Here is a 25,408-nt window from a genome sequence, read left to right as displayed (position 1 = left end):
CGGAGAGAAAGGTGGTTATCGTTAGCCATCTTTTTCTCTTTTTAAGAGAAAAGTTTCAGGGGGGCATTGTGACTTGTCCAGTCACAATGCCCCCCTGTTTTAGGCTATCTATTTCCCGCCCCCCATTCTATACATAGAAAATCCGCCCGAAAAATGGTCTGCCTGTTTTTCGATTCACTTTCACAGTATACCTCCGTTTTTACGGCACAGTATTTCCAGATCTTCCACGATTGTTCCAAAATCTAACGTATGCTCCACTTCATAATTTTCTTTTATAAAAGCAATGCCCTTAAATTGAAAAAGATAGCGAAATGATTCTTGTAAACTGATATTATGCTGCTGGGCAAATTCACTTACACAGGCAACGGTAAAACCTATCTTCTCCTTCTGTTCGCTCATTCAAATCCTCTTCACCTTCTCACCCAACTTAGAATAAATCCGCTCCGCAAACCACGGTTCGCTGCACCGGCTTTCTATCTCATCTGCCGGAATCCAGCCCACACGGCTGTTTTCATCAGGTTTTACAGCCAGAGGCGCCTCTGTATCCCCCTCCAGGAGGAAGGTCACATTCAGATGCAGATGAGAGGATACATACTCACCTCTTTTTTCGTGGCCATCCACGGTGAGGATTTCCAGCGAAAACAGCTCATCCGAAAGGAATTTCACTTCTGTAAGCCCACTTTCCTCCTGTATTTCCTTTTTGATAACCCGTCTTACATCCTCATCTCCGTCCGCATGGCCTCCCAGCCAGGCCCATGAGCGGTAAATATTGTGGTAGGCCATCAGGACCTTTTTACGATCCGGGCTTACCACCCAGCCGGAAACGGTTATGTGGGCATTTTTATTATTTCTCGTCAATATATCCCGTCCGGAATCAATCTGCTCTAATATCAGCTCCCGATCTCTTTCTTCCTGCTCATTATACGGAACATACGCTTCTACCAGCTGCCTTAACTCATCCATCCTGTCTGCCCCCTCTTTTAAAATATCTCTTCCGCCTTCTTCATGGCAGATTCGATCACCTTATCCATATCGTAATACTTATACTCGCCCAGACGGCCTCCAAAGATTACATTCTCCTCTTTCTCTGCCAGCTTTGCATACTTCTGGTATAATGCCTGGTTTTTCTCATCATTCACCGGATAGTAGGGTTCCATTCCCTCCTGCCAGGATACGGGGTACTCTCTGGTAATCACAGTCTTTGGCTGAGTGCCGAACTCAAAGTGCTTGTGCTCAATGATCCTGGTATAAGGAGTTTCCCTGTCTGTGTAATTTACCACAGCCACTCCCTGATGATTTTCTTCCTCCAGCACCTCTGTTTCAAACCGCAGGCTCCTGTATTCCAGCCGTCCGAAGCAGTAATCATAAAAGCCGTCAATGGTTCCCGTATAAACCACCGTGCCGCCCAGGCTGTTGTAATACTCCCTGTTTTCCAGATAGTCCACTCCGGTTTCAATCTCGCATCCCTCGAACAGCTTATAGATCATCACATTGTAGCCGCCGATGGGGATTCCCTGATAGAGATCGTTGAAATAATTATTGTCATAAGTATAACGCACCGGCAGACGGCGGATGATAAAGGAAGGAAGCTCCTTGCAGTCTCTGCCCCACTGCTTCTCCGTATAGCCCTTTACCAGTTTTTCATAAATTTCCCGGCCTACCAGACTGATAGCCTGCTCCTCCAGGTTCTTCGGCTCTCCCTGGATTTCTTTTTTCTGTTCCTCAATGATCGCCTTCGCCTGGGCAGGAGTGGAAAGGTTCCACATCTTGCTGAAGGTGTTCATATTAAAGGGCATATTATACATCTCGCCCTTATAATTTGCCACCGGACTGTTGGTATACCGGTTAAACTCTGCCAGGGAATTGACAAACTCCCACACCTTTTTATTGCTTGTATGGAAAATGTGGGCTCCATACTTATGTACATGGATATCCTCCACATCCTCGCAGTAAATATTTCCCCCTATGTGATCCCGTTTTTCCAGAACCAGACAGGTTTTCCCCTGTTTTTTTGCATACCAGGCAAATACGCCTGCATAAAGACCGCTTCCTACCAGAATATAATCGTATTTTTTCATATGATTGCCGCTCCTTTTCCCATCCGTGATCGAACCATTGATCCTATACCCGCATTATATCAGTTATCTTCCTGGCTGTCACGCTCCTACGCCAGAGGAATCCCAAGAAAATACCATCTGATCAAAAAAAGTACAAAAAGGTGAAGGGGATAAAACCAGTAAAACAAAAACTTTGCCTGCTGCTTTCCCCGTTTTCCGTTATAAAACCATATGGGCACCGCTGCCAGCGCCCCTGCTCCCAGAGTAGGGAACAGCGTCTCTATAAAACCCAGCACTCCTGCTGCCACAGTCTGCTTCCTCCGGCTGTTCCTGAAACGGTATAAAAATACAATAATCAGTATGCCGACGGCATTATAATCCGCTCCTGCAAGGACCGCAGCTCCGCAGCCGATAAAGGTGTACAGACAGACCAGATCCATTTCCTTTAGTCCATATGTCCTCTTCTCCGCCCGTTCTATCCAGCAAAGGATTAAAAAGCCGATAAAAAGCTCAAAAAACACATTTTGATACATGGGATCGAACACCCTGTTTGCCACTGCCAGATTAAACGGAATCTCCGATATCAGACCAAACAGAAGAAGGTTTCTGCCGTATCTCTTTCTGTCCCTTGTATGTACAAAGCCTTCCACAAGAAGAAAACAGTAAATCAAAAAGGCCGGGCGGCCGAGAATCCTCAGAAGCAGCGACAGCGGATATAAAAATACTCCCCATGACTGTTCCAGAAGGAAATCCATCCGTTCTGCTCCGCCCTGATAATACAGTCCATACTCCAGGACCACAGCCCCTATATGGTCAATGAACATGGAGCACATGGCAATCCATTTAAGGGCCGCTCCGTTAAGCCCTCTCTCCGGCCATACTCGTTCCGTCCAGGTAACATGCGTGATTTTATTTTTCATAAATATCCATTTTCTATCGATACTGCCCCAGTGCAAAAGGTATCAGCCGTCTGGCAACCACAGCCGCCATCACACACAGGATAAAGTCCTCTGCCGCCGTAATCAGAAAACAGTTAATTACCACCAGTTTCCAGCTTACCGGCATATGGATCACATAATTACTGATCACATAAAAATATACCATTCCGCACAGATAGTACGTCATCATGCCCCAAAAGGCAGAAAAAAGCCGCCAGGCTACCCCTCCCCCCGGACGCTTCCAGCACAGCTTTCCTGTAATCCAGGCCGCAGCCACAAAGCCGATCAAAAAACCAAAGGTAGGACGGATCAGATACGCCGGCCCTCCGCCTGCTGCAAATACGGGAATCCCCGCCAATCCCACTGCCAGGTAAACGCACACACAGGCAGCTCCCCGTCTGGCCCCCAGCACATAGCCTGCCAGAAGCACAAAAAAGAACTGCAGCGTAAAATGCATGGGAAATGGCTGAACCGGAATATCGATCCTCATATAGGCTCCTGCTGCGATCAAAGCCGCAAACAGGCCGGTAAATGCCATTTCCTGGCTTTTTATCCTCTGGCGTCCCTCTAAATGTATTTCCTGCATTATATTTCCTCCAAGTCCGGGCCGGAAATGCCCCTTTTATTAAATCTGATTTTCAGTCACCCTCCTATTCTATCAGGAATCAGCTCCTGTGGAAAGAGGATTTTTTTCCATAGAAAACAGCGGCTGGCTTCCTTTGAGTGGAAGCCGCCGCTGCTGCAATCCTGAATATTGCCGGTTATTAATAAAACAGCCGGTTCACCGCACTGAAAATACCGCGGATCGACGCCCGGGTAATATTGGAGCTGATTCCTACGCCGTAGGTTGCCTTTCCTGTGGTCTGGTCTACCAGATGGATATAGGAGGCTGCCTGCGCTCCGGAACCGGAGGCCATGGCATGCTCGGTATAATCCAGAACCTTGATATGGATACCGAGAGCATCCTCCAGCCCCCGCTGAACCGCATCGATGGGGCCGTTTCCAATGCCGTCGAAATGCTTTTCCATGCCATGATCCGTATAAACAACCTTTGCAAGAGTAGCAAACTCGCCGTCTGCCGTCTCCGTATCCGTGATCCGGCACTTGCGGAAATGGATCGGCTCCTTGCGCTCTAAGTATTCCTTCTTAAATTCATCCATGATCTGCTCGGGAGCTACCTCACCTTGCTTCTCTGAAATCTTCTGGATCACATCCGCAAACTCCTTATGCATGCCCTTTGGCAGCTTGAAGCCATAGAAGGTATCCATTACAAAGGCTACGCCGCCCTTTCCGGACTGGCTGTTGATGCGGACGATCGGCTCGTATTCCCGCCCGATATCGGAAGGGTCAATGGGAAGGTAGGGAACCTCCCAATACTCGCTGTTTCTCTCTCTGAGAGACTGCATTCCCTTGTTGATGGCATCCTGATGGGAGCCTGAAAAAGCGGTAAATACCAGCTTTCCTGCATAAGGATGTCTGGGCGGGATATCCATCTTGGTGCACCGCTCGCAGATCTCGGCAATCTCACGGATATTTTCAATGTTTAACTCCGGGTTAATACCCTGAGAGAACATATTGTAAGCAACGGTCAGAATATCCACATTTCCGGTACGCTCGCCGTTTCCAAACAGAGTTCCCTCTACACGGTCTGCCCCCGCCAGCATGGCAAGCTCCGTAGAAGCCACGCCTTCGCCGCGGTCATTGTGAGGATGTACGCTTAAGATAATGCTTTCTCTGTTTTTGAAATGAGTATTCATCCATTCAATCTGATCCGCATATACATTGGGAGTTGTCATCTCCACCGTAGAAGGCAGATTAATGATAATGGGATTTTCCTTTGTAGCGCCCCAGGTTTCCTGAACGGCAGTACAGATATCAAGGGCAAACTCCAGTTCCGTGCCCGTAAAGCTCTCCGGCGAATACTCCAGACGGATTTTCGTATCACAGTCTGCCGCATAGCGCTGTACCAGTTTAGTGCCTACAATGGCAATATCCTTGATCTCCTCCATATCCTTGTGGAACACCACATCCCTCTGCAGAGTGGAGGTGGAATTATAAATGTGCACAATGGCCTTTTTAACGCCATCCAATGCCTCAAAGGTCCGGCGGATCAGGTGCTCTCTGCACTGTACCAGAACCTGAACTTCCACATCATCGGGAATCAGCCTGCGCTCTACCAGAGTACGCAGAAAATCGTATTCGATCTGAGACGCCGCAGGAAACCCCACCTCAATCTCCTTAAAGCCCAGCTTCACCAGAAGGTTGAACATCTCCACCTTTTCTTCTACTACCATGGGCTCCACCAGAGCCTGGTTCCCGTCCCGCAGGTCTACGCTGCACCATACCGGCGCTTTCATGATTTCTTTATTGGGCCAGGTGCGCTCCGGAAAATCTACCACCGGCACTCTCTTATATCTCTTATAATTTAACATCTCCCATGTCCTCCCTTCCAGCATTTTCCTCAAGGCTTTTGAATGTTACTTTATTATAGCATAGTGAGTTATAACTTACAAGCAAGGGACGGCTTTTTACTATTCATAATAGTTATGGTTGATATTCCTGTTTTTTATTGCAGCAATGCTGATTTCCGTCTCAGATGCAATGCCCCTGAGCCTTCATGACCGAAATCACCTGATCTACATATTTCTCACAGGTTTCCATATCAGCCGCCTCCACCATGACGCGAACCAGGGGTTCTGTGCCGGAGGAACGCAGGAGGATCCGTCCGTCGCTTCCCAGAGCTTCTGTTACCTTCTTCACCTCTGCCTGAACTGCCTCATCCTCCTGAGCCGCAATTTTGTCCTTTACTCTTACATTTTTAAGAACCTGAGGATAAATTTCCACCTCAGAAGCCAGCTTTGCCAGAGACTGCTTCTTTTCCAGCATGACTTCCATTACCTTTAAGGATGTCAGGATACCGTCTCCTGTGGTCGCATGCTTGCTGAAAATAATATGGCCGGACTGTTCGCCTCCCAGGCAGTTTCCCGTAGCCGCCATGTTTTCATACACATACTTATCGCCTACGGCTGTCTTTTCATAGGAAATCCCTTCTCTGTCAAAGGCTTTGTACAGTCCGAAATTAGACATAACGGTCGTAACAACCGTATTGTTAAACAGGCTTCCCTGCTCTTTCATGTATTTTCCGCAAATATACATAATGCGGTCGCCGTCTACTACATTTCCCTCATTGTCCACAGCAATACAGCGGTCCGCATCACCGTCATAGGCAAAACCGGCATCGCAGCCCTGCTCTGCTACAAATTTTTGAAGGTGTTCAATATGGGTAGAGCCGCAGTCTGTGTTGATGTTCAGGCCATTGGGCTCATTGTTTATCACAAAGGTCTGAGCGCCCAAAGCGTCAAATACATTCTTTGCAATGGCAGAAGCGCTTCCGTTGGCACAGTCCAATGCCACCTTCCTGTTTTTAAAGGAACGTGTTGCAATCGAGATCAGATATCCGATATAGCGGTTTCTTCCGGCTGCAAAATCCACAGTACGTCCAATCATATCCCGCTTTGCAAGAGGAAGCTCCTCCATCTTCCCGTCCAGATAGCGCTCAATCTCCGTAATCACTGCTTCTTCCAGCTTCTCTCCCTTTTCATTGATGACCTTAATGCCGTTGTCATAATAAGGATTGTGACTGGCAGAAATCATGATGCCGCAGTGAAAGCCCTCTGTGCGCACCACATAGGAAACGCTTGGAGTCGTTGTTACATGAAGGAGAAATACGTCTGCTCCGGAAGCTGTAAGACCGGATACCAGAGAGTATTCAAACATATAGCTGCTTCTGCGGGTATCTTTTCCGATCACAACCCGGCAGCGCTCTCCCGGATTTTTCTGTCCGTAGTACCAGCCTAAAAAGCGGCCCACCTTATATGCGTGCTCTACTGTAAGATCCACATTGGCTTCGCCTCGAAAGCCATCTGTTCCAAAATATTTTCCCATTGCTTTTATGTCCTCTCTGTCTCAGATTTTCCCTGCATCATGCAGGCTGCCTTCCCCGATACTAAATCTCCTGTCCTTCCTTCTTAAGCTCCTTTAAATATCGTCCCAGAGCATCCTGCCAGGAGGGAAGGCGGTCAAAGCCATTCTCTGTGAGCTTTTCTTTGCTCATACGGCTGTTTGATGGTCTCTTTGCCTTAGCCGGAAAGCTGGAGGAATCCACCGGACTTACCTTTACATCCATACCAGCCTGCTTAAAGATCTCGCAGGCAAATTCATACCAGGAACACAGTCCCTCATTGGTAGCATGGTAGCGGCCGTAACGGTCAGTCTGTATCATTTCCACCAGAAGCTTTGCAAGATCATAGGTATAGGTAGGAGAGCCGATCTGGTCGTCCACTACACTCACCGCTCCCCGTTCCTTTCCCAGGCGCAGCATGGTTTTGATGAAATTCTTTCCGTTAATGCCGAATACCCAGGCAATGCGGACAGTAAAGAATTTCTCCACATTCTGCTCTACTGCAATCTCACCCTCATATTTTGTCAGTCCATAGACATTTAAAGGCTCTCTGTGGTCATCCGGCTCCCAGGGCCGTTCTCCCTGTCCGTTAAACACATAATCTGTACTGATGTACATCATCTTGATATCCAGCTCTTTGCAGACCTTTGCAATATTTCTGGTTCCGTCTGCATTGACCTTCCGGCACAGCTCCACATTGTCTTCCGCCGCATCTACTGCAGTATATGCTGCACAGTGGATCACTGCGTCAGGTTTTGCTTCCTTTATCACTCTCTGGCAGGCATCTGCGTCTGTGATATCCATTTCCTCCACATCCACGCCAATGCCTTCGATTCCCTTTGCTGCCAGCTCATCCATCACATCATGGCCTAACTGTCCCTTTACACCTGTCACCAGAACTCTCATATCCTTAACTCCTCATTCTTTTAGAATCTCTACTATGGCACAAAGGCTGGCAGCGGCAAATGTACTCTCTTTAAGTGCCTTTGCCGCCGTCAGCCATACGTTTGTTTCTCTTATTTACAGGCGGTTTCCGTACATTTTATCAAAATAGCTGCTGTACTCGCCGCTTAAAATATTTTTCCACCAGTCCTGATTGTCCAGGTACCACTGGATGGTCTGTTCAATGCCTGTGTCAAAGTTATACTTTGGCTTCCAGCCAAGCTCTGTCTCGATCTTGGTGGGGTCAATGGCATAGCGCATATCGTGACCCGGACGGTCTGTAACGAAGCGGATCAGGCTTTCCGGCTTGTCCAGGGCCTTTAAGATGGTCTTCACAACCTCCAGATTGGTGCGCTCGTTGTGTCCGCCGATATTGTAAACCTCGCCCTCGCGGCCCTTGTGGATCACCAGATCAATGGCCTCGCAGTGGTCTGCCACATGGAGCCAGTCACGGACATTTTCACCGGTTCCGTATACGGGAAGCTCCTCATTTGCCAGAGCACGGCTGATGATCAAGGGGATCAGCTTCTCCGGGAAATGATAGGGACCGTAGTTGTTGGAGCAGCGGGATACGGTCACAGGCAGCCCGTAGGTCCTGTGGTAAGCCAGCACGAAAAGGTCTGCGCTTGCCTTGGAGGAAGAATAAGGGCTGGATGTGTGAAGAGGGGTCGTCTCTGTAAAGAAGAGATCCGGACGATCTAATGGCAGATCTCCGTACACCTCATCCGTTGACACCTGATGATAGCGCTTGATACCGTAGGTACGGCAGGCATCCAGCAGTGTAGTAGTTCCCATTACATTGGTACGCACAAAGGCTTCCGGATCAGTAATAGAACGGTCTACATGGCTCTCAGCCGCAAAGTTCACCACCATATCCGGTTTTTCCTTCTCAAACAGATCGAAGATAAATGCTCTGTCTGCAATATCGCCTTTTACGAACTTGTAGTTGGGCTTATTTTCAACCGGCTTTAAATTCTCCAGATTGCCTGCATAGGTCAGAAGATCCAGATTGATGATCTCATAATCCGGGTATTTATTTACCATATGGTGTACAAAGTTACTTCCGATAAATCCGGCTCCGCCGGTAACGATGATCTTCATTGATTCTATTCCTCCAAACTCTGCTGTTCCTTCAGCTTATCCACATATTTGCCGTCCAGAACATCCTTTAAATACTTTCCGTACTGATTTTTCTTAAGCACTTCATAGGTTTCAAGAACCTGCTCCTTCGTGATCCAGCCGTTTAAGTAGGCGATTTCCTCCAGGCAGGCAATCTTTCTGTGCTGGTGGGTTTCTACGGTCTTTACGAAATTGGTAGCTTCAACTAAAGACTCATGGGTTCCCGTATCCAGCCAGGTAAAGCCCTGTCCCAAAAGGATCACATCCAGCTCGCCGTTTTCCAGATAGATGCGGTTTAAGTCTGTGATCTCCAGCTCTCCTCTGGCAGAAGGCTTTAAGTTCTTTGCGTACTCTACCACACGGTTGTCGTAGAAATAAAGTCCTGTGACACAGTAGTTTGACTTTGGCTTCTCCGGCTTTTCTTCGATGGAAATAGCCTTTCCCTTTTCATCAAACTCCACAATGCCGAAACGCTCCGGATCGTCCACATAGTAGCCGAACACGGTTGCGCCCTTTTCCCTGGCAGCCGCAGCCTTTAACCGCTTTGTAAGACCCTGTCCATGGAAAATATTATCGCCTAAAACCATGGCAACGGAATCGCCGCCGATAAATTCCTCTCCGATGATAAAGGCCTGAGCCAGTCCGTCGGGGCTTGGCTGAACCGCATAGCTTAAATTGATGCCAAAGGGATGTCCGTCTCCCAAAAGCGCTTTAAACCGGGGCGTGTCCTCCGGTGTGGAAATGATCAGTATATCCCGGATTCCTGCATTCATCAGCACAGACAGCGGGTAATAGATCATGGGTTTATCGTAAATAGGCAGAAGCTGCTTGGATGTAACCTTTGTCAGCGGATACAGTCTGGTTCCGCTTCCTCCGGCAAGTATGATTCCCTTCATATATTTCCTCCTTGCAGATCCGCCGCGCAGCGGATCCGACCATTATTTCTTTCCCCACTATACCATACAATCCCCTGATTTTCAAATACTGGAAGCAATATTTTGGGAATATTAAGGATTTTTATTCAATGGGTTTCTGATAAAAGCCGCCGAAAAATGTTTCTGTGGGCAGAACATTTACAATTACATGGGGATCCACCTGGCGCATCAGGTGGACAATATCCTGAACCTCATACGCGGAGACAACGGTGTGGAGCAGGCTCATCTTCTTTCCGCTGTAGCCTCCGTGGCCGTCCAGGACAGAGATTCCGTGACGGTACTGACCTACATACGCCTTTACCACCGCTTCCGGCTCCTCCGTTGTCACCTGAAGCGTTACACGCTTATACCGATGATAAAAGCTGTCAATGGTCTTTGTGGAAATGAACTGAAACATAATGGAATAGCCCGCGTATTCCCAGCCAAAGAGATAACCGAACACACAAAGCATTCCTGCGTTAAAGGCAAATACATACTGCCAGATGGCCTTTCCCAGACGGTTTGACACATAAAGGGCGATAAAGTCCGTCCCTGCGGTAGAAGCGTTTCCTTTTAATGCAACTACAATAGCCAGACCGTAGATAAAGCCTCCAAAGCAGATATTTAAAAGCGCATCCTCAAACAAAGGCTCAAACAGGGACAGTTTCAAAAGGAAGCTGGCCAAAAAAACCTGGATCATAGAGAAAATCACAAATTTCTTTCCAATGTGGCGGTAACAGAAAATGGCAACCGGCACATTTAAAGCGATCATTCCCAGGGAAGTAGAAAAATGAATCCCCAACAGGCCTGTAATCTGCTCCGTCAGACGGGCCACTCCCGTAAAGCCGCTGGGAAGAATCCCCGTAGGCATTAAAAAAACATTCATAGCAAAGGCCTGCAAAAGAGCGGAAAGAGTTACGGCCGCCGCTGTCATCAGATACCTCAGCGTTTTACTGTTCTTTTTCATCATACACTCCCTTTCAGCTTTCTTACCAGCGTTTCATTTACTGCATCGTAATCATTTTCATGAGGCACCGGAGCAAAGCAGTAATTCACCCAAGGGCCTATTGTAGTTTCATCCCGCTTCCAGTCCCTGCAGGAGGAATGAACCTGGGTAAGGCCGGTTTCCTCCAACAGCGCTTTTGCATTATCTGCGTTGATGCCGCTTCCTGCCAGAAGCTGGATCTGGTTTCCATAGTTTTCCTGAAGCTCCTTTAAAAGACCGGCTCCGGCAGCTGCCTTTTCCTTAAGCCCGCTGGTGAGAATACGGTCTGTTCCCAGGCGGATCAGCTCCTCAATGGCTTCATATGGATCCTCCACACAGTCAAAAGCCCTGTGGAATACGGCTTCCCCATGAAATTCATGGATCAGGCGGATCATACGGCCTGTCCTTTCACTGTCAATTTTTCCCTCAGATGTCAAAAAGCCAAAAGCAAGCCCGTCGCTTCCATTTTCCATCAAAATACGGGCGTCTGCAAACATCTGCTCTGTTTCCGCTTCTGTATAGCTAAATCCCGCTCCTCTGGGCCGTACCATGGAAATCACCTTCAATCCCGTATTTTCCTTTACCAGCCGCAGACTGCCGATGGAAGGCGTCAGGCCTCCCAGATACACCGCACTGTTTAATTCGATCCGCTCTGCGCCTCCCTTCCAGGCGGCCAGGGCATCCTCATAGCTTCCGCAGCATATTTCTATCATAACTACTCCTTTCTCTTTGCAATCCTCCCAAAAAACCTCTGGGGGATTTCAAATACAAATATAATTCCCAGCACAATGGCTGCCGCTGCCTTCACGGCCTCAAATCCCGTGCGGCTTGCCAGCGCCAGCTGGTCGGTGACAATGTAATGGGCAGTCCAGTAGATGCCGGCTCCGGGAACAATAGGGAAAATACCTGGAATCATAAACAGGGTAGCCGGACAGCGCTCCCAGACCGCAAAGAGCCTGGACAGAAAGATTACGGCAGCTGCGGAAAAGAACGTAGACTCTGCGGGCGAAAGTCCGTCCCAGTGAAAACAGAAATACACCAGCCAGCCGATGGTACCACAGGCAGCACAAAGCCCGTAATATTTTTTCGGCACAGAAAAGAGGACTGAAAAAGCAGCCGTTCCTACTGCGGCGGCAGCCATTTCCCCTGCCAGTTCTCCCCATGGAAACGCATTCATAAAAGATTTCCTCCTGTCAATCTATAGTACATGGTAAGTACAAATCCCATTCCCAGGGCAATGCTTAAAACCACCAGCCCTGCATCCATCATCCGCACAGAACCGGCAATGTAGTCTCCATCCGTAATATCGCGGATCCCGTTTGTAAACGCCACTCCCGGAATCATGGGGATCACAGAACCGATGATCATGGAGCTGATGTGATGGCCCAGCCCCAGATGGTAAAGCACCACGCAGCAGAAGGTCACCAGAGCTCCTCCCAGAATATTCTGCACCAGTTTTGACAGATTTTTCCCTATATATAAAATATAGACATACAGCACAAGGCCGGACAGAAAAGCAGCTGCGCTGTCTGCCAGATCGCCGCCCAGCAGATAGCAGAACGCCCCGCTTCCCACCGCCGAAGCCCCGATCTGAACGCCCTTTCTCTTTCCGGGCATCTGTTCAATATCATCCAGGCATCTCCCAAGCTCCTCTACCGTATGCTTTCCCTCTTCAATCTCCCTGGAAAGCTGATTTACAGCCGCCACACGGTTTAAGTGCGCCCCGCTGACAGGAATGTGCTGTACCCTGGCAAAAAAGCTTTCCCTTTCGTTCCCCATGGTAGAAAAAATACCGTTGCTCAGTACAAAGGAATTGGCGGATTCAATCCCGTAATGACGGCAGATCCGGTCAATAGTTTCCTCCACCCGTGAGATCTCCGCCCCATTTTCCAAAAGGATATGCCCGGCACGCATGGCGATTTCCATGATTTTTTCTTTCTGTTCTTCAGGGACGGTGCAGATGGGGGGATGGGACTGTAGTCGTTTCTGTTCGATCATTTTATATTATCTCCTGCTTATTAAACACATATTTTTATTGTACTCTGAATTCCCCATGAAGACAACCATTCCTTGCAATCCGGATATCCGAATATTACTTTTATCCTTTTTCATGCTGCATTTAAAGAAAACATATACCACAATATAATGATTAAAGGAGTACGAACTGAATCATACTCCTTTTTGTTTACTTCATATCATTTTTTAAGAAATACTTTTTCCCACTCTTCAGGAAGATATTTTCTGGTATTACCAATCATTTCTTTCAGAAGTTTTTCTCCATCTCCAAAACTGATACGCCCATGAACCAAAGGATCTTTCATAAAAGCTTCATAGGCTTTTTCAAAGTTACATTCCATTGCAGCTTGCAAAATTTTTTCATAACCTTCAATATGAGGCATTGTAAGTCTTCTGATTTCTTCAGGACATACTCCAGCGTAAACTGGTGCAATATGATCCCTGCTAAATACCGCATTCGTTTCTACAACAGATTCTCTGGGGAAATTTGGAATCTGACCGGCAAAATTAGGAATATTTACATTAGTTACAAAACGTTCTAAACCACATAAAGCTTTTATTAAACGCAATCCCTCCTCTCCTGTATCCTTTAATTCTAAGTTTTCTAAACCGCCAGCAAGTCGCTCCGCCTGTCTATTTTTCTGTTCCTGTCGTTCTTTTCTCCAAGCTACTGTAGTTAATGCAAACTTCCATTTCTTTACGGTTTCTGGATCTTTTAAATACATCTCCCCAGGCATAAACTCTGCCAGATGTCTATCTCCTGCAGCAGCAATTGCGCCATACCGGCGGAATAAATCAAACTTCACCCGATGTGCACAGTTAAATGTACCATTCATCCAATTTCTATCCGGATCATGATATCCTTCTTCAAAATTACGCTCAATAAAATTCTGATAAACAGGAAATAAATCCATATCCTTGTAAGATGCTTTGGTAAACCATGTAAAATGATTAATTCCAATCACATCTACCAATATTTCTTCTCTTTCTATCTCCTTAATTCCTGTTTCCATTCTAACAATATCGCGCAGAACCTTCTGAGTTCCAAACACCTCATGACAGCATCCAAACGCTTTTATTCCGGGAAAAACATGATATAATGTCTTAACACACAATGACATGGGATTCGTATAATTTATCACCCATGCATCAGGACAATATGTATGTATCGCCTCTGCAATTTCTGCAAACATTGGGATAGTACGTAACGCACGTACCAGTCCTCCCGGTCCCGTAGTATCGCCTACCGATTGATAAATTCCATATCGTTCCGGTAAATGTACATCTGATTCCATCTCATCAAATGTTCCCGGAAGGATTGAAATTACCACAAAATCGGCTCCTTCCAACGCAGTTCCCAATGATTCACTTGTTTCAAACTCCCACTGTCCCTTCACATCCTCCCGTGAAAACAGTCTTTTTCCTATTATTTCATTATCATGAGCCGCCTCTCTGTCAATGTCATATAAGCGTACCGTTCCACTTATACTTGTTTCTTTGGACAAATCTGTCATAAATACCCAGGCCCAGGCATGACTGCCTCCTCCAATATAAGCAATTTTCAAGTCTTTTATATGCTGTTTCATCACTCTTTTGTCTCCTTTGGATTTTCATTAAATGTGATATATGACATGTCCGGAAATGAGTATTCGCCTCTATAATTAGAAGCATTATACACCGGATATTTAACTGGATGATACGAACTATCTTCTATTTCATTTTCCTGTGTATAAATATACAGGCTATGGTAATCCCATACTACAAGTTCATCCCTGCTATCCCCGAGTAAATCTATAGCCTCACAGCACATAACTGGATGACCATCATCTGGAAATACAACTGCAATATCTCCATGACCATCCATCAGTCCTCCTTTTTCAGCATCGGCGTTCGTAAGAAAAAAATCCGTCCCATTCCCCAGCCAATTTACAGGAGCAAGTATATTGCCATTCATTTCATTCTCTTTTTCCCATAACTCATTTCCATCTGAATCATACAGATAAATCACTCCCTGATGTCCCCAAAAATTAGTTACTGCAATTTCAAATCCTTTACGTTCCGGCAGATAGTTGGCAATGCTGATTCTTTGTGCATGTCCAATATAGTCCCTGCTCAAAATATTTCCCTGGAAATCTCCTATAAAAAATCCCTGAGTACCGGAAACACATGCAAAATACCCCTTATCTATATCATTTTTAAATTTACCAGCCACAATTTCATCGGTATGATCCAGTTCTATCGGATACGTCCACAAAACATTCCCCTGACAATCTAATAGTGTATAACCCACTAAAATCTCATCATGTCCATCCCCATTTACATCTACGGCCAACGGATAATGGCCTGTATTCTTAGGACTTTGGTATTTCCATAATAAATTTAAATTGCTGTCTAATGCATAAACACGGCAATATCTATCTTTTATTAAAATATCACTCGGCCTTTCCAGACCTCTAAAATTGCAAATACGAATTCCATCTGGGTTAATTCTATCAAAAGCGTACTGATTATAGGGCACACCTATCAACGTTTCGTTATCTTCATCTGATATAGGTGTAGCTGCTGATTTTTTTATCTTTCCCGTCCTTCCATCAAGAATCTGAATTTGAAAATTTTTTGCTGTAATTACCTCATCATATCCATCTCCGTCAATATCATAAACCTGACACGGAAGATCCGCGCTGATCTTTCCAAGAATATTTGAGTTTTCTGAGGGTTCTCCAATCTGCCACAATATATTTCCATTCAAATCTATAGCTGTGAGACAGCTTATATGAGCATATGCATCTCTATCTACTCTTTTCTGAGCCTGTGGAATTACAATCTGCCATTCATCATTTCCCAGAAGATGTCCAAAACGAATCTGACGGCTGGTTCCAAAATTCTGAAGATCCAGCTTACGCACTAATTTCATATGAGGATAAGACGCCTGAAGCTTCTTCAAACGTTTCTTCTCTTGTTTTTCCAAATATTGAATTTCTCTAAAAGTGCTGTCTTCCGTACTGACATATATATCTGTAAACTGTGTTGGGCAATCGGCCGTTATTCCTATCTTTCCTCCACGCATTGCCAACTCTGTATCCATATCCATAACCAGCGTACTGTTTATAAAACACTTTACATTTTTCCCCTCCACGGATACCTTTATTTTATACCACTGATCCGAATCAGACATAAATTTCTTTTCCGTTAATATATGGACTTCTTCCTTGTGACGCCATGCAAGTCTTGCTGTTTTCTTTTCTTCTAAAGAAAATACGAGGGTATCAATGCTATTATTCATACAAAATGCAATTCCTGCCATACCACTGGTTGAAATCCTGCGCATAGACACAGAAACGTCATAATCCTTCCAGCCCGTATTTCCTGTCTGGAGCGTTGGAAAAATACGATGTGGAATACCTTTTTCAATACGACTCTGTTCCATATAGTGCTTTCCGTTTTCTTCCGTAACAATCCATGACGGTCCATGTCCATTATAACGGTAATTACATACCTGATCCTTCCATTCGCCGCAAACGCCTTTTGGTGTCACATAGTGATATTCTCCAGCAGCTGAGTGATCTGGATCATAAGGAAATTCCCCTATAGGGAATTTCCTAAAATCATCTGAAAACAGACATATATTTCTCATAATAGTTACCTTCTCTCCATCTTATCCCTTAATTCCACTGGAAGCCACACCCTCTACGATATATTTCTGCAACAGCATAAAAATGATAATAATCGGCATAAGGGACAGTACGCACATTGCAAACATCGCACCATAGTCAGAGGAACTCATAGGATCGGTGAAATTTTTCAATGCAATGGATACCGTATATTTTTCTGGCGAATTAAGATAAAGCAACGATCCCATGTAATCATCCCATTTCCAGTAGAACTCAAAAATCGCACACGTTACCATTGCAGGTTTTACAAGCGGAAGCATAATACTGGTAAATATTGTATATGGACTACATCCATCCATCTTTGCTGCCTCATCTAAATCCTTTGGTACTCCTTCAATAAACTGCATTATCATAAAAATAAACAATGGCTTAGCACACCAGGCCGGGACTACAATTGGCATCGGGGAATTTACCCATCCTAACAAATTAAAAATAATATATTGGGGAATCATAATTACCTGATTCGGAAGCATCATTGTAATCATCATGCAAAAAAACAATCCCCTTTTTCCCGTAAAGTTAGCTCTTGCAAAACCATACGCTACCATAGTTGAAGAAATAACCGCACCAATCGTTGCAAGTACTGTAATTATAATCGAATTCTTGAAGAATGTAGCAAAGGTGATCCCACCGAATCCCTTCCAACCAGTTATGTAATTTAAAATCGTCCATTGACTCGGAATCAGCTGAGCAGCCGTAGTCATAACCTGATCTGTGGGCTTAAATGAACTGAGAAACATCCATGCAATAGGATAAAACATGAAAATGGCAATTCCTCCTACTATCACATGGAAAACAACTGCATTCCATCTGCGTTTTGTTTTCATTCCCATCTTCATGTTCTGCTCACCCCCTTCTTCTTTTTAGATGCCATATCTGTATTATTTTCATAAAATACCCATTGTTTTGAAGAACGAAATACCATTGCTGTAAAAAATCCTACAATTACCAAAAGAATCCATGCCATAGCAGACCCATATCCCATCTCATAATATTTAAAGCTATTTTGGTATAGATAAAGGATATAGACCAGTGTTTCATTAACAGGTCCTCCTCCGGTAATGATTTGTGCCTGTGTAAATACCATAAAACCATTAATAATCTGCATAATCAGATTAAACAGGATAATAGGACTTAAAAGGGGCAGCGTAATAGAGAAAAACATCCTTATTTTTCCTGCTCCATCCACCTCTGCTGCTTCATAGTACGAAGTTGAAATCTGTTTTAAACCCGACAAAAAGATAAGCATAGACGATCCAAACTGCCATACATACAGCAATATCAAAACATAAATTGCAGTATCTGTATTTCCTAACCAGTTTATCTTACAATTAATACCCATCGCCTGGAGAATACTGTTAAGAACACCTGATTTTGTAAACAGGTTTCTCCACATCACAGATACTGCTACTGATCCGCCGATTATAGATGGAAGGTAATAAACTACCCGGTAAACCGGAACTGCCCTGCTTTTACGATTCAAAATCATAGCTACAAACAAAGCGAATATCAATCTTAATGGAACAGAAATAAACGCAAATTTAAATGTAACAAACAGTGATTTTAAAAACAGTTTATCCTGTGTGAAAAGTTTTACATAATTATCCAATCCAACAAATTTTGTATCCGGAGACAAAATATTAAAATTAGTGAATGACAAAATAAAGGACATAATAAAGGGCACTAATGTAAAACAGAGAAATCCTGCCAGCCATGGAAAAATAAATACATATCCCACTACATTTTCATTATAGATGGACCATTTTTTTCTGCCACGTTCCACGTCTTTAACCTCCTGGCTGTTTTGTTATTTTGCAAGAATTTCCAACGACTGCTCCATCCAACTATCTACACACTCCTGTGCAGTCATCTGTCCATACATCAATTCATTCACATTATTGTTCAATACCTCTACACACTGTCTTGATGTAGATGGTTCTGCCGGATCTGCATCGCGGCAATAATCCACTACCTCATCCATAAAATCATATACCTTTTTTTCATTTCCCTCTGCTTTGGTTTTTAATTCCTCACGGATTATTTTTGAAGCCGGTATTCCACGTTCTCCATTTAATGTTTCATTTGCAGTCTTATCATTGATAAAGAAACTGATTGCTTTAGCGGCAGTTTCAGGATCAGGACAATCTTTTGTTATGGAAAAGAACTGAGCCGGCCTTACATACATTCCCTTTTCCGTCCCATTATCAAACAAAGGCTGTGTAGTCATTGCCAAATTCTGGTCAAAGTAGCCTGCAAAGTTAGAAAATTGAGAACTCCAGTTCATTCCCATTGCAGCTTCTCCCGTACAGAGCGCTCTTTCTGAATTATCTTTCCACAAAAGCTGATCTCCCGGATTAACAAATACGCCTTCCTGTGTTAAATCATAGCAATCCTGCAGAACCTGAACAAGCTCGGCTTTCGTTGTATCGTCAAAGCCAAACCCTTTTCCATCCTCAGAATATAAAGCCTGTCCCTTGGAACGAATCATTGGTTCTAATAAATATCTCGGCATTCCTAATGCCACATTCTCTGTCTGTACCCCTGTTTTTTCATAAATCTCTCTTGCAGCAGATATAAATTCAGACCATGTCCAACCCATCTTCGGAGTTTTTACCCCGGCAGCATCAAAAAGATCCTGATTGTACATAATTGTCATTACATTGGCCCCAAGAGACACTCCATAAAACCCATCTTTATAATTTCCTCCGGAAATATAAATATCGTCACAGTTACTTAAGTCCAACGCTCCGCTTTCCACATATGGATTTAAATCCAGTAAAAGTCCATTATTAATATAACCGGCATACTGATCCGTTACCTGCTGAACAATGCCAGGAAGATTATTTCCTACTGACTGTGTCGCTAACGTTTCCCAGTATGCATCATAACTGTTATACTCATATGTAAAATCAGCACCGTTGGCCTCAGCAAACGCATCAAATGCCGCAATCGTCGCATCTGCCCGTTTCTGATTTCCCCACCATGCTATACGAATACCTTCGCCTGTCTTTCCATTTGCAGATGCATTTTCCCCTGATGCATCCGCCTGAGTATTTTCATTCTGAATAGCCGTTGGTTTTTCATCCGAGTTTCCCGAACATCCTGTCACTGCTACTCCTGCTACCGCTGCTGCTGCTAAAAACAATAAACTTTTCTTCATAAACAACCTTCCCTTCTCTCTGTTTTAAACTACAGATTTTATTGATATTTTTATTATACAAACAAAAAAACACTTCTTTAATCCAAAATAATGTCTATTTTGTGCAAAAAAGTGTTTTCTATAATTTGTAATTATATACATTTCTCTCGTAATTCCGAAGGAGATTTCCCAAAATATTTTTTAAATACCGTACTAAAATACTGTGGATTATTCCCAAACCCCGTTCTTTCAGCAACTTCATAAACCGTAACATCACAATTTTCCCGAAGCAGCTGCGCCGCCTTCTCCATTCGTTTAATCGTCAGAAATGTAGAAAATTTATATCCTGTTTCTTTTAAAAACAGTTTAGACAAATAATTTCCGCTCATAAACAAAACTTCATCAGCAATTTGCTTTAAAGATAATTCCGGCTGATCTAAATTCATTTCTACACAAGATATAATTGTTTTAACAGTTCCTGAGTACTTTTGAGGATGTAGTTGAAGTGTCGTCTGCTGTTTGGGAAAATGCAAATCCCTGATGCGTATTAACGCGTCTAAAAGTTCTTCCTCCTTGATTGGTTTCAATATATAATCATCTGCTCCATATCTAAGAGCCCTCTGTGCATATTGAAAATCATCATAACCAGACAATATCAGAAATTTAGAATCATATCCACTTTCTCTGCTGTTTCGAATGAGTTCCAAACCATCCATAACAGGCATTTTGATATCGGTTACTACAATGTTAACAGATAATTGCCCCAAATATTCCAAAGCTTTTTCTCCATTTTCCGCTGCACCAACCACTTCAAATCCATTTACCTCCCAATCAATACATTTTTTCAGCCCCTCTCTTACAATTGCCTCATCATCTACAAATAAAATCCTGATTCTGTCCATTTTGCAAAGATGCCTCCTTTTTTACCCGAAATGAAACAGTCGCTCCACCTTCCTGATTCTTTTCGACCATAACTCCATAATGCAAACCATACAGACTTTTCAGCCGCTCATCCAAATTAATTAATCCAACTCCATTTCCCTGAGCTTTAATATCCCCACTTTGTAGTTTCTTAATAATATCCAAATCCATCCCATTTCCATTATCTGATACAATACATAAAATATCATTTTTCATTTCTTTAACGGATATCCTGATCCTACAGGGAGTAGAAGCCTGCTCCATCGCATATTTTACAGAATTTTCTACCAGAGGCTGCAGACTAAACGCAGGAATTTTAATCTCCATCATTTCTTCGCCTATATCCATTTGAACATTTAATCGTGCGCCAAAACGTGCTCTCTGGATAACAAGATATCCTCTCATATATTCCATTTCCTGTTTTATCGGAATTAATGCCTCTCTGCTATTAATAGAAATTCTCAAAATATCTCCCAGTGCTTTAACAATTCCCGGAATCTGATGGTATTTTTCCTCTGTAGCCATCCAACGTATCGTATCTAATGTGTTGTATAAAAAATGAGGATTCAATTTAGAACGAAGAGCTGACAGTTGCGCATTCTGAAGATACAGCTTTTGTTCATAATTTTCATGTATAAGCTCTCCAAGACGTCTTGTCATACTGGCAAAATTTTTCTCAAGGTGCCCTATTTCATCATCTCTCTCTTCATATTTTGTTTTTACCGGATTATTTAGTGCTTTTACCGGATTAGAGTCGCGGCTGATTTTATCTATTTGTTCCGATAACTCTACAATAGGACGCACCATATTTACAGATACACCTGCTGCCAGAATCCCTATCACCATCAACATCCCTAAAAGAACTGCTGTATAAAAAATATCCATTTTTTGAATAAATGCAAACTGCCTCAGATAATCTGAAAAATTATAATACTGCCATCCCAATTTTGGCGACAGAATAGATGTAGTAAAATACTTTTTTCCATCTAACTCGGTAATCTCATAGTTTTTTATTTCTGATAGTGGATTTTCAAAAAAGTTCTGCACAATCTGTATTGGGAAACTTGAAAATATTACATTTTTCTTTTCATCTAAAATTACAAGATCATCATGCTCCATCAAAAAGGAAGCCGCCAATTCCTCTGGTGCAATCAGATAGATTACAGTTCCACAATATTCCATACTCAGGTTCTTTCTTTCACGAAGAATTCTTGAAAGGTATATTTTATTACATAATTCACCATTTTTTTCTGTAATCTGAATAATTCCGCATCCAGCGCTTCCATTATTTTTCATTGCATTGTTAAGAATAAGCTCAAGATTTTTATCCGATATCCTATATTTGGATGCTCCGTAGCCATTGTATACCTTCCCTGACAGATCTACAAAATATCCTGCATCAACTTTATAACCACTGACCAGTATTGTATCCAGTTCTTTTAATATTTCAACCAGACTGGATGTTTTTACCTGATTTGCTTTTGACTGTTTTTCTAAAATCAAAGGCAGATTTTCACCAACGCTTTCCTGCATCTTCGCCCTTTCCATCTCTGCAAGAATATCATATGCTTCCTTCAGTGCCGAAGCATATACCTGTATACGGTCATTCGTAATAAACTGATATGTTCCATTTTCATACGCAGCAAGTTTATCTTCAATTCCTGCCATAGAACTGTTCAATAAATCCCTCTTTGCTTCATAAACATAATTAGCATAGGCATTTTCCAATTTTTTTATCACCAGCAGACTCACTGCAAAAGATGCACCAATTGATAAAACAATCAGTAAAAATATTTTCTTTGTAATAGAATGTTTAATCTTTTGAAAAATCTTCATATAAATACCTTCTTAATTTAGGATGAATCTCTTTATCATCTCCCGGAATCATTTGCTGCATATAAAGGAAGCAGAGACGGTTAGTCGGATCAATCAACCCATAATTTCCTGAACTTCCATACCATCCGAACTCACCTACCGGTGTCTTTCCCTCCTCTCTCACTCTCACTCTCACCCCATATCCATATCCATAATCTGGTATTGTAAAATCCCTCATTTGCTCTTGTGTAAGCACATTTGTATGCATCATTTCTACATATCCCTCTGACAAAATCCTATGTTTTCTCCATATTCCTCCATCAAGCAAACATTGTTGAAATCTCATATAATCATCCAGTGTAGACAGCACCCCTCCTCCGCCTTCTTCAAACTTTCGACCCGGCTGATAAAACCAATCTTTATCTGCAACCGGTATTAAATCGCCATTTTCCATACGTTGATACATCTGACACAAATTTTCCTTATCCCTTATGCTTCTGAAACGAAACATGGTATTTTCCAACTCCAATGGCTCCCATATATAACGCTGCAAGTAATCACCCAGGCTCATTTCTGACACAATTTCTATAATTGCTGCAAGGACGTCATACCCTGCTCCATATAAAAAATGAGTTCCCGGTTCAAAGGCTAAAGGAATTCTGGAAAATAGTCGTGCATATTCCTGAGTGGTATAATCCTTTTTCTGTTGGCGGAAATTGATCACTTCTCTTTTCGTCTGACACATAGTCGGACCGTCATTGTCATAAGAATAGGATATACCCGAACGCATAGTTAAAAGGTGAGAAATCAGCAAAGGGCTTCTGGTTTTTTCAATATTATTCCATCCATTTGCCGCAACATGGTTAACATTAAGATATTTATATTCTGGAATATAGTCAGCAACTGCTGCATCTAGCCGTAATTTTTTCTGCTCTATCAGTTGTAGAGCAGCTACAGCTGTATAAAGTTTCGTAAGAGAATATATACGATAAAGTGTATTCTCATTCGGTGCTTCCCCAGTTTGCAAATTGCATTTTCCTGCATATTTTCTATACTGTTCTATGCCATTTTGAAGTATCAAACATGAACATCCCGAAATAGTTTCCCTGCATAATTCATCTATATAAGTATCTAATTTCTTCCAAAAACTGCTTTTCATATATCCCTCTCCAAAAACTGCTTTAGAATTTTTAATATAAATTTTATCACAAACATTCCAAAAGAAAAAGCCACTATTAATTAATACCTTACCACTTCTGGAACTTAATGTATTTTTACTATATTTTACTACATTTTCCCAGTATTTTTCTGGAAGCCCCTGTCCATAATTGATACAATAGGAGTGAGAAAGATTCTCAAAATACAATACAGAAAGGAAGATTTTTATGAGGAAGAGATTTTGCGCAGCAGCGCTGGCACTGACAGCCGCGCTATCTGCCGGACTGCTTACCGGCTGCAGCAGTGCCTCCGGCGGTGAAACAATGATCGTCCGGATCGGTCACAACCAGTCCACAAACCATCCCACCCACATAGCATTGGCTGCTTTTGAAGAATTTATCGAAAGCAGGCTGGGAGACAAATATGATGTGGAAGTATTTCCAAGCGAGCTTTTAGGTTCTCAGAACGAAATGGTTCAGCTGACGCAGACAGGCGCCATCAATTTCTGCGTGGCTTCCAACTCTCTTCTGGAAACCTTCAGCCAGAACTACACTCTGTTTAATCTTCCCTATCTGTTTTCTTCCAGCGAAGCCTACCATGCGTCCATGGATGATACTTCCATCACGGAACCCATCTTTGACTCAACCAGACAAGCTGGTTTTGAGGCTGTTACCTGGCTGGATGCAGGCACCCGGAATTTCTATACGGTAAATAAGCCCATCCATTCTCCTGCTGATTTAAAGGGACTTAAGATCCGCGTCCAGCAGTCCCCTACCAACGTACAGATGATGAACCTTTTAGGAGGCTCTGCCACTCCCATGGGCTTTGGAGATGTGTACACGGCCCTCCAGTCCAAGATCATCGACGGAGCAGAAAATAATGAACTGGCTCTGACGGACAACGGTCATGGAGATGTATGCAAATACTATTCCTACGATATGCACCAAATGATCCCTGATATCCTGATCGGAAATATTGCTTTTCTGGACAGTCTGTCCCCGGAAGAACGAGCCATTTTTGACGAGGGCTTTGACCTCGTGAATCAGATCCAGAGAGAGGAATGGACCATCGCAGTGGATGCGGCTAAAAAACGGGCTTCCGGAGACCAGAAGGTGAATTTCCTCTACCCGGATACAGCCCCATTTAAGGAAGCGGTTATTCCCATGCATGAATCCATGCTGGGCCAGCACCCGGATTTTGTTCCCATCTATGATGCGATACAGGCTTACAACCAGAAGTATCCGTCAGCTGAATCCTAAAAGGAGGTGACCGGCATGAAAAAGCTGAGAAATGTATTTACATCCCTTTTAAATATACTGGCAGGCGCCAGCCTGATCGCTATGGTTGCGCTCACCTGCTGGCAGGTATTTACCCGATACATCTTACAGAATCCGTCCCCCTGGTCTGAGGAGCTTGTGGCTTACCTCTTTGCATGGGCCAGCCTTTTAGGCGCTTCCATCATCACAGGAGAACGGGGACATATGAATATTCCCATTGTCACAGACCATTTCACTCCCGGCATCCAGAAGCTCCTCGCAATCTTTGGAGAGCTTATCGCATTTGCCTTTTCCCTGATCATCCTGGTATACGGCGGCATCAAGATCACAAGCCTCGCCATGGGACAGATGACCTCTGCCCTGGGCGTTGCTGTAGGTGTGTTTTATGTGGTAATGCCTTTATGCGGTATTTTAAACATGATCTATACAGTTCTCAACATCGTGGATATCTCAAAAAACGGCGTCATTACGGCGCAGGAAGAAAAGGAGGCATAG

The 25,408-nt window shown here is 43.6% G+C and carries 24 protein-coding genes; 2 read left to right on the top strand and 22 right to left on the bottom strand.

Annotation, left to right across the window (positions count from 1 at the left end):
* Positions 1–180 precede the first annotated feature (180 nt).
* The 22 genes from BN3656_RS07235 to BN3656_RS07125 all read right to left on the bottom strand — a co-directional run bounded on the left by BN3656_RS07235 (position 181) and on the right by BN3656_RS07125 (position 23,637).
* Positions 181–399: a DUF3791 domain-containing protein gene (locus BN3656_RS07235; RefSeq protein WP_066545870.1), complete on the bottom strand. Its 219-nt coding sequence runs from the start codon at positions 397–399 to the stop codon at positions 181–183.
* On the bottom strand, positions 400–963 hold the full coding sequence (locus BN3656_RS07230) for an NUDIX hydrolase (protein WP_066545867.1): 564 nt from the start codon (positions 961–963) through the stop codon (positions 400–402). It lies immediately after the preceding gene.
* 17 nt (positions 964–980) lie between these two features.
* Positions 981–2,078, bottom strand: coding sequence for a UDP-galactopyranose mutase (gene glf, locus BN3656_RS07225; RefSeq protein WP_066545864.1), 1,098 nt, complete (start codon positions 2,076–2,078; stop codon positions 981–983).
* Positions 2,079–2,164: 86 nt separating this feature from the next.
* Positions 2,165–2,977 (bottom strand): TraX family protein, encoded by an 813-nt coding sequence (locus tag BN3656_RS07220; protein WP_066545861.1) that lies wholly within the window; start codon positions 2,975–2,977, stop codon positions 2,165–2,167.
* A 13-nt stretch (positions 2,978–2,990) separates the two neighbouring features.
* Positions 2,991–3,581, bottom strand: coding sequence for a biotin transporter BioY (locus tag BN3656_RS07215; RefSeq protein WP_066545859.1), 591 nt, complete (start codon positions 3,579–3,581; stop codon positions 2,991–2,993).
* Between the two features lie 178 nt (positions 3,582–3,759).
* Positions 3,760–5,427, bottom strand: a complete 1,668-nt coding sequence (leuA, locus tag BN3656_RS07205) for a 2-isopropylmalate synthase (protein WP_066545849.1) — start codon at positions 5,425–5,427, stop codon at positions 3,760–3,762.
* 160 nt (positions 5,428–5,587) lie between these two features.
* The gene (glmM, locus tag BN3656_RS07200) at positions 5,588–6,940 is read right to left on the bottom strand and encodes a phosphoglucosamine mutase (RefSeq protein WP_066545846.1); all 1,353 of its coding nucleotides are present in this window, start codon (positions 6,938–6,940) and stop codon (positions 5,588–5,590) included.
* A 61-nt stretch (positions 6,941–7,001) separates the two neighbouring features.
* Positions 7,002–7,862, bottom strand: a complete 861-nt coding sequence (gene rfbD, locus BN3656_RS07195; protein WP_066545836.1) for a dTDP-4-dehydrorhamnose reductase — start codon at positions 7,860–7,862, stop codon at positions 7,002–7,004.
* A gap of 114 nt (positions 7,863–7,976) precedes the next feature.
* A complete protein-coding gene (gene rfbB, locus BN3656_RS07190; protein ID WP_066545829.1) occupies positions 7,977–8,999 on the bottom strand; it encodes a dTDP-glucose 4,6-dehydratase in 1,023 nt (340 codons plus the stop codon).
* 5 nt (positions 9,000–9,004) lie between these two features.
* A complete protein-coding gene (gene rfbA, locus BN3656_RS07185) occupies positions 9,005–9,913 on the bottom strand; it encodes a glucose-1-phosphate thymidylyltransferase RfbA (RefSeq protein ID WP_066545827.1) in 909 nt (302 codons plus the stop codon).
* A gap of 121 nt (positions 9,914–10,034) precedes the next feature.
* A complete protein-coding gene (locus BN3656_RS07180; RefSeq protein ID WP_066545825.1) occupies positions 10,035–10,901 on the bottom strand; it encodes a YitT family protein in 867 nt (288 codons plus the stop codon).
* On the bottom strand, positions 10,898–11,629 hold the full coding sequence (locus BN3656_RS07175; RefSeq protein WP_066545823.1) for a copper homeostasis protein CutC: 732 nt from the start codon (positions 11,627–11,629) through the stop codon (positions 10,898–10,900). Before BN3656_RS07175 ends, BN3656_RS07180 begins: the two co-directional genes overlap by 4 nt.
* Positions 11,630–11,631: 2 nt before the next feature.
* Positions 11,632–12,093 carry a threonine/serine exporter family protein gene (locus tag BN3656_RS07170; protein ID WP_066545821.1) on the bottom strand — a complete coding sequence of 154 codons (462 nt, stop codon included), beginning with the start codon at positions 12,091–12,093 and terminating at the stop codon, positions 11,632–11,634.
* Positions 12,090–12,914 (bottom strand): threonine/serine exporter family protein, encoded by an 825-nt coding sequence (locus tag BN3656_RS07165; RefSeq protein WP_066545819.1) that lies wholly within the window; start codon positions 12,912–12,914, stop codon positions 12,090–12,092. Before BN3656_RS07165 ends, BN3656_RS07170 begins: the two co-directional genes overlap by 4 nt.
* 197 nt (positions 12,915–13,111) lie before the next feature.
* Positions 13,112–14,518 (bottom strand): alpha-glucosidase/alpha-galactosidase, encoded by a 1,407-nt coding sequence (locus tag BN3656_RS07160; protein ID WP_066545812.1) that lies wholly within the window; start codon positions 14,516–14,518, stop codon positions 13,112–13,114.
* Positions 14,518–16,566 (bottom strand): hypothetical protein, encoded by a 2,049-nt coding sequence (locus tag BN3656_RS07155; RefSeq protein WP_066545809.1) that lies wholly within the window; start codon positions 16,564–16,566, stop codon positions 14,518–14,520. The genes BN3656_RS07160 and BN3656_RS07155 overlap by 1 nt, the downstream gene beginning before the upstream one ends.
* Positions 16,567–16,587: 21 nt before the next feature.
* Positions 16,588–17,430 (bottom strand): carbohydrate ABC transporter permease, encoded by an 843-nt coding sequence (locus BN3656_RS07150; protein ID WP_207653719.1) that lies wholly within the window; start codon positions 17,428–17,430, stop codon positions 16,588–16,590.
* An 8-nt stretch (positions 17,431–17,438) separates the two neighbouring features.
* Positions 17,439–18,386 (bottom strand): sugar ABC transporter permease, encoded by a 948-nt coding sequence (locus BN3656_RS07145; protein ID WP_066545806.1) that lies wholly within the window; start codon positions 18,384–18,386, stop codon positions 17,439–17,441.
* 24 nt (positions 18,387–18,410) lie between these two features.
* Positions 18,411–19,763, bottom strand: coding sequence for an extracellular solute-binding protein (locus BN3656_RS07140; RefSeq protein ID WP_066545803.1), 1,353 nt, complete (start codon positions 19,761–19,763; stop codon positions 18,411–18,413).
* Between the two features lie 131 nt (positions 19,764–19,894).
* On the bottom strand, positions 19,895–20,644 hold the full coding sequence (locus BN3656_RS07135) for a response regulator (RefSeq protein WP_066545801.1): 750 nt from the start codon (positions 20,642–20,644) through the stop codon (positions 19,895–19,897).
* Positions 20,613–22,499: a sensor histidine kinase gene (locus BN3656_RS07130; RefSeq protein ID WP_066545799.1), complete on the bottom strand. Its 1,887-nt coding sequence runs from the start codon at positions 22,497–22,499 to the stop codon at positions 20,613–20,615. The genes BN3656_RS07135 and BN3656_RS07130 overlap by 32 nt, the downstream gene beginning before the upstream one ends.
* Positions 22,477–23,637 carry a serine hydrolase gene (locus BN3656_RS07125; protein ID WP_066545797.1) on the bottom strand — a complete coding sequence of 387 codons (1,161 nt, stop codon included), beginning with the start codon at positions 23,635–23,637 and terminating at the stop codon, positions 22,477–22,479. The genes BN3656_RS07130 and BN3656_RS07125 overlap by 23 nt, the downstream gene beginning before the upstream one ends.
* 226 nt (positions 23,638–23,863) lie before the next feature.
* Between BN3656_RS07125 and BN3656_RS07120 the strand changes: the two genes are divergently transcribed.
* Together BN3656_RS07120 and BN3656_RS07115 are read left to right on the top strand one after the other, a co-directional pair.
* The gene (locus BN3656_RS07120; RefSeq protein ID WP_066545795.1) at positions 23,864–24,895 is read left to right on the top strand and encodes a TRAP transporter substrate-binding protein; all 1,032 of its coding nucleotides are present in this window, start codon (positions 23,864–23,866) and stop codon (positions 24,893–24,895) included.
* A gap of 15 nt (positions 24,896–24,910) precedes the next feature.
* On the top strand, positions 24,911–25,408 hold the full coding sequence (locus BN3656_RS07115; RefSeq protein WP_066545793.1) for a TRAP transporter small permease: 498 nt from the start codon (positions 24,911–24,913) through the stop codon (positions 25,406–25,408).

Source organism: Clostridium sp. AT4 (assembly GCF_001517625.2).
GTDB lineage: Bacteria > Bacillota > Clostridia > Lachnospirales > Lachnospiraceae > Enterocloster.
This window is presented reverse-complemented; position numbering and strand designations above follow the sequence as displayed.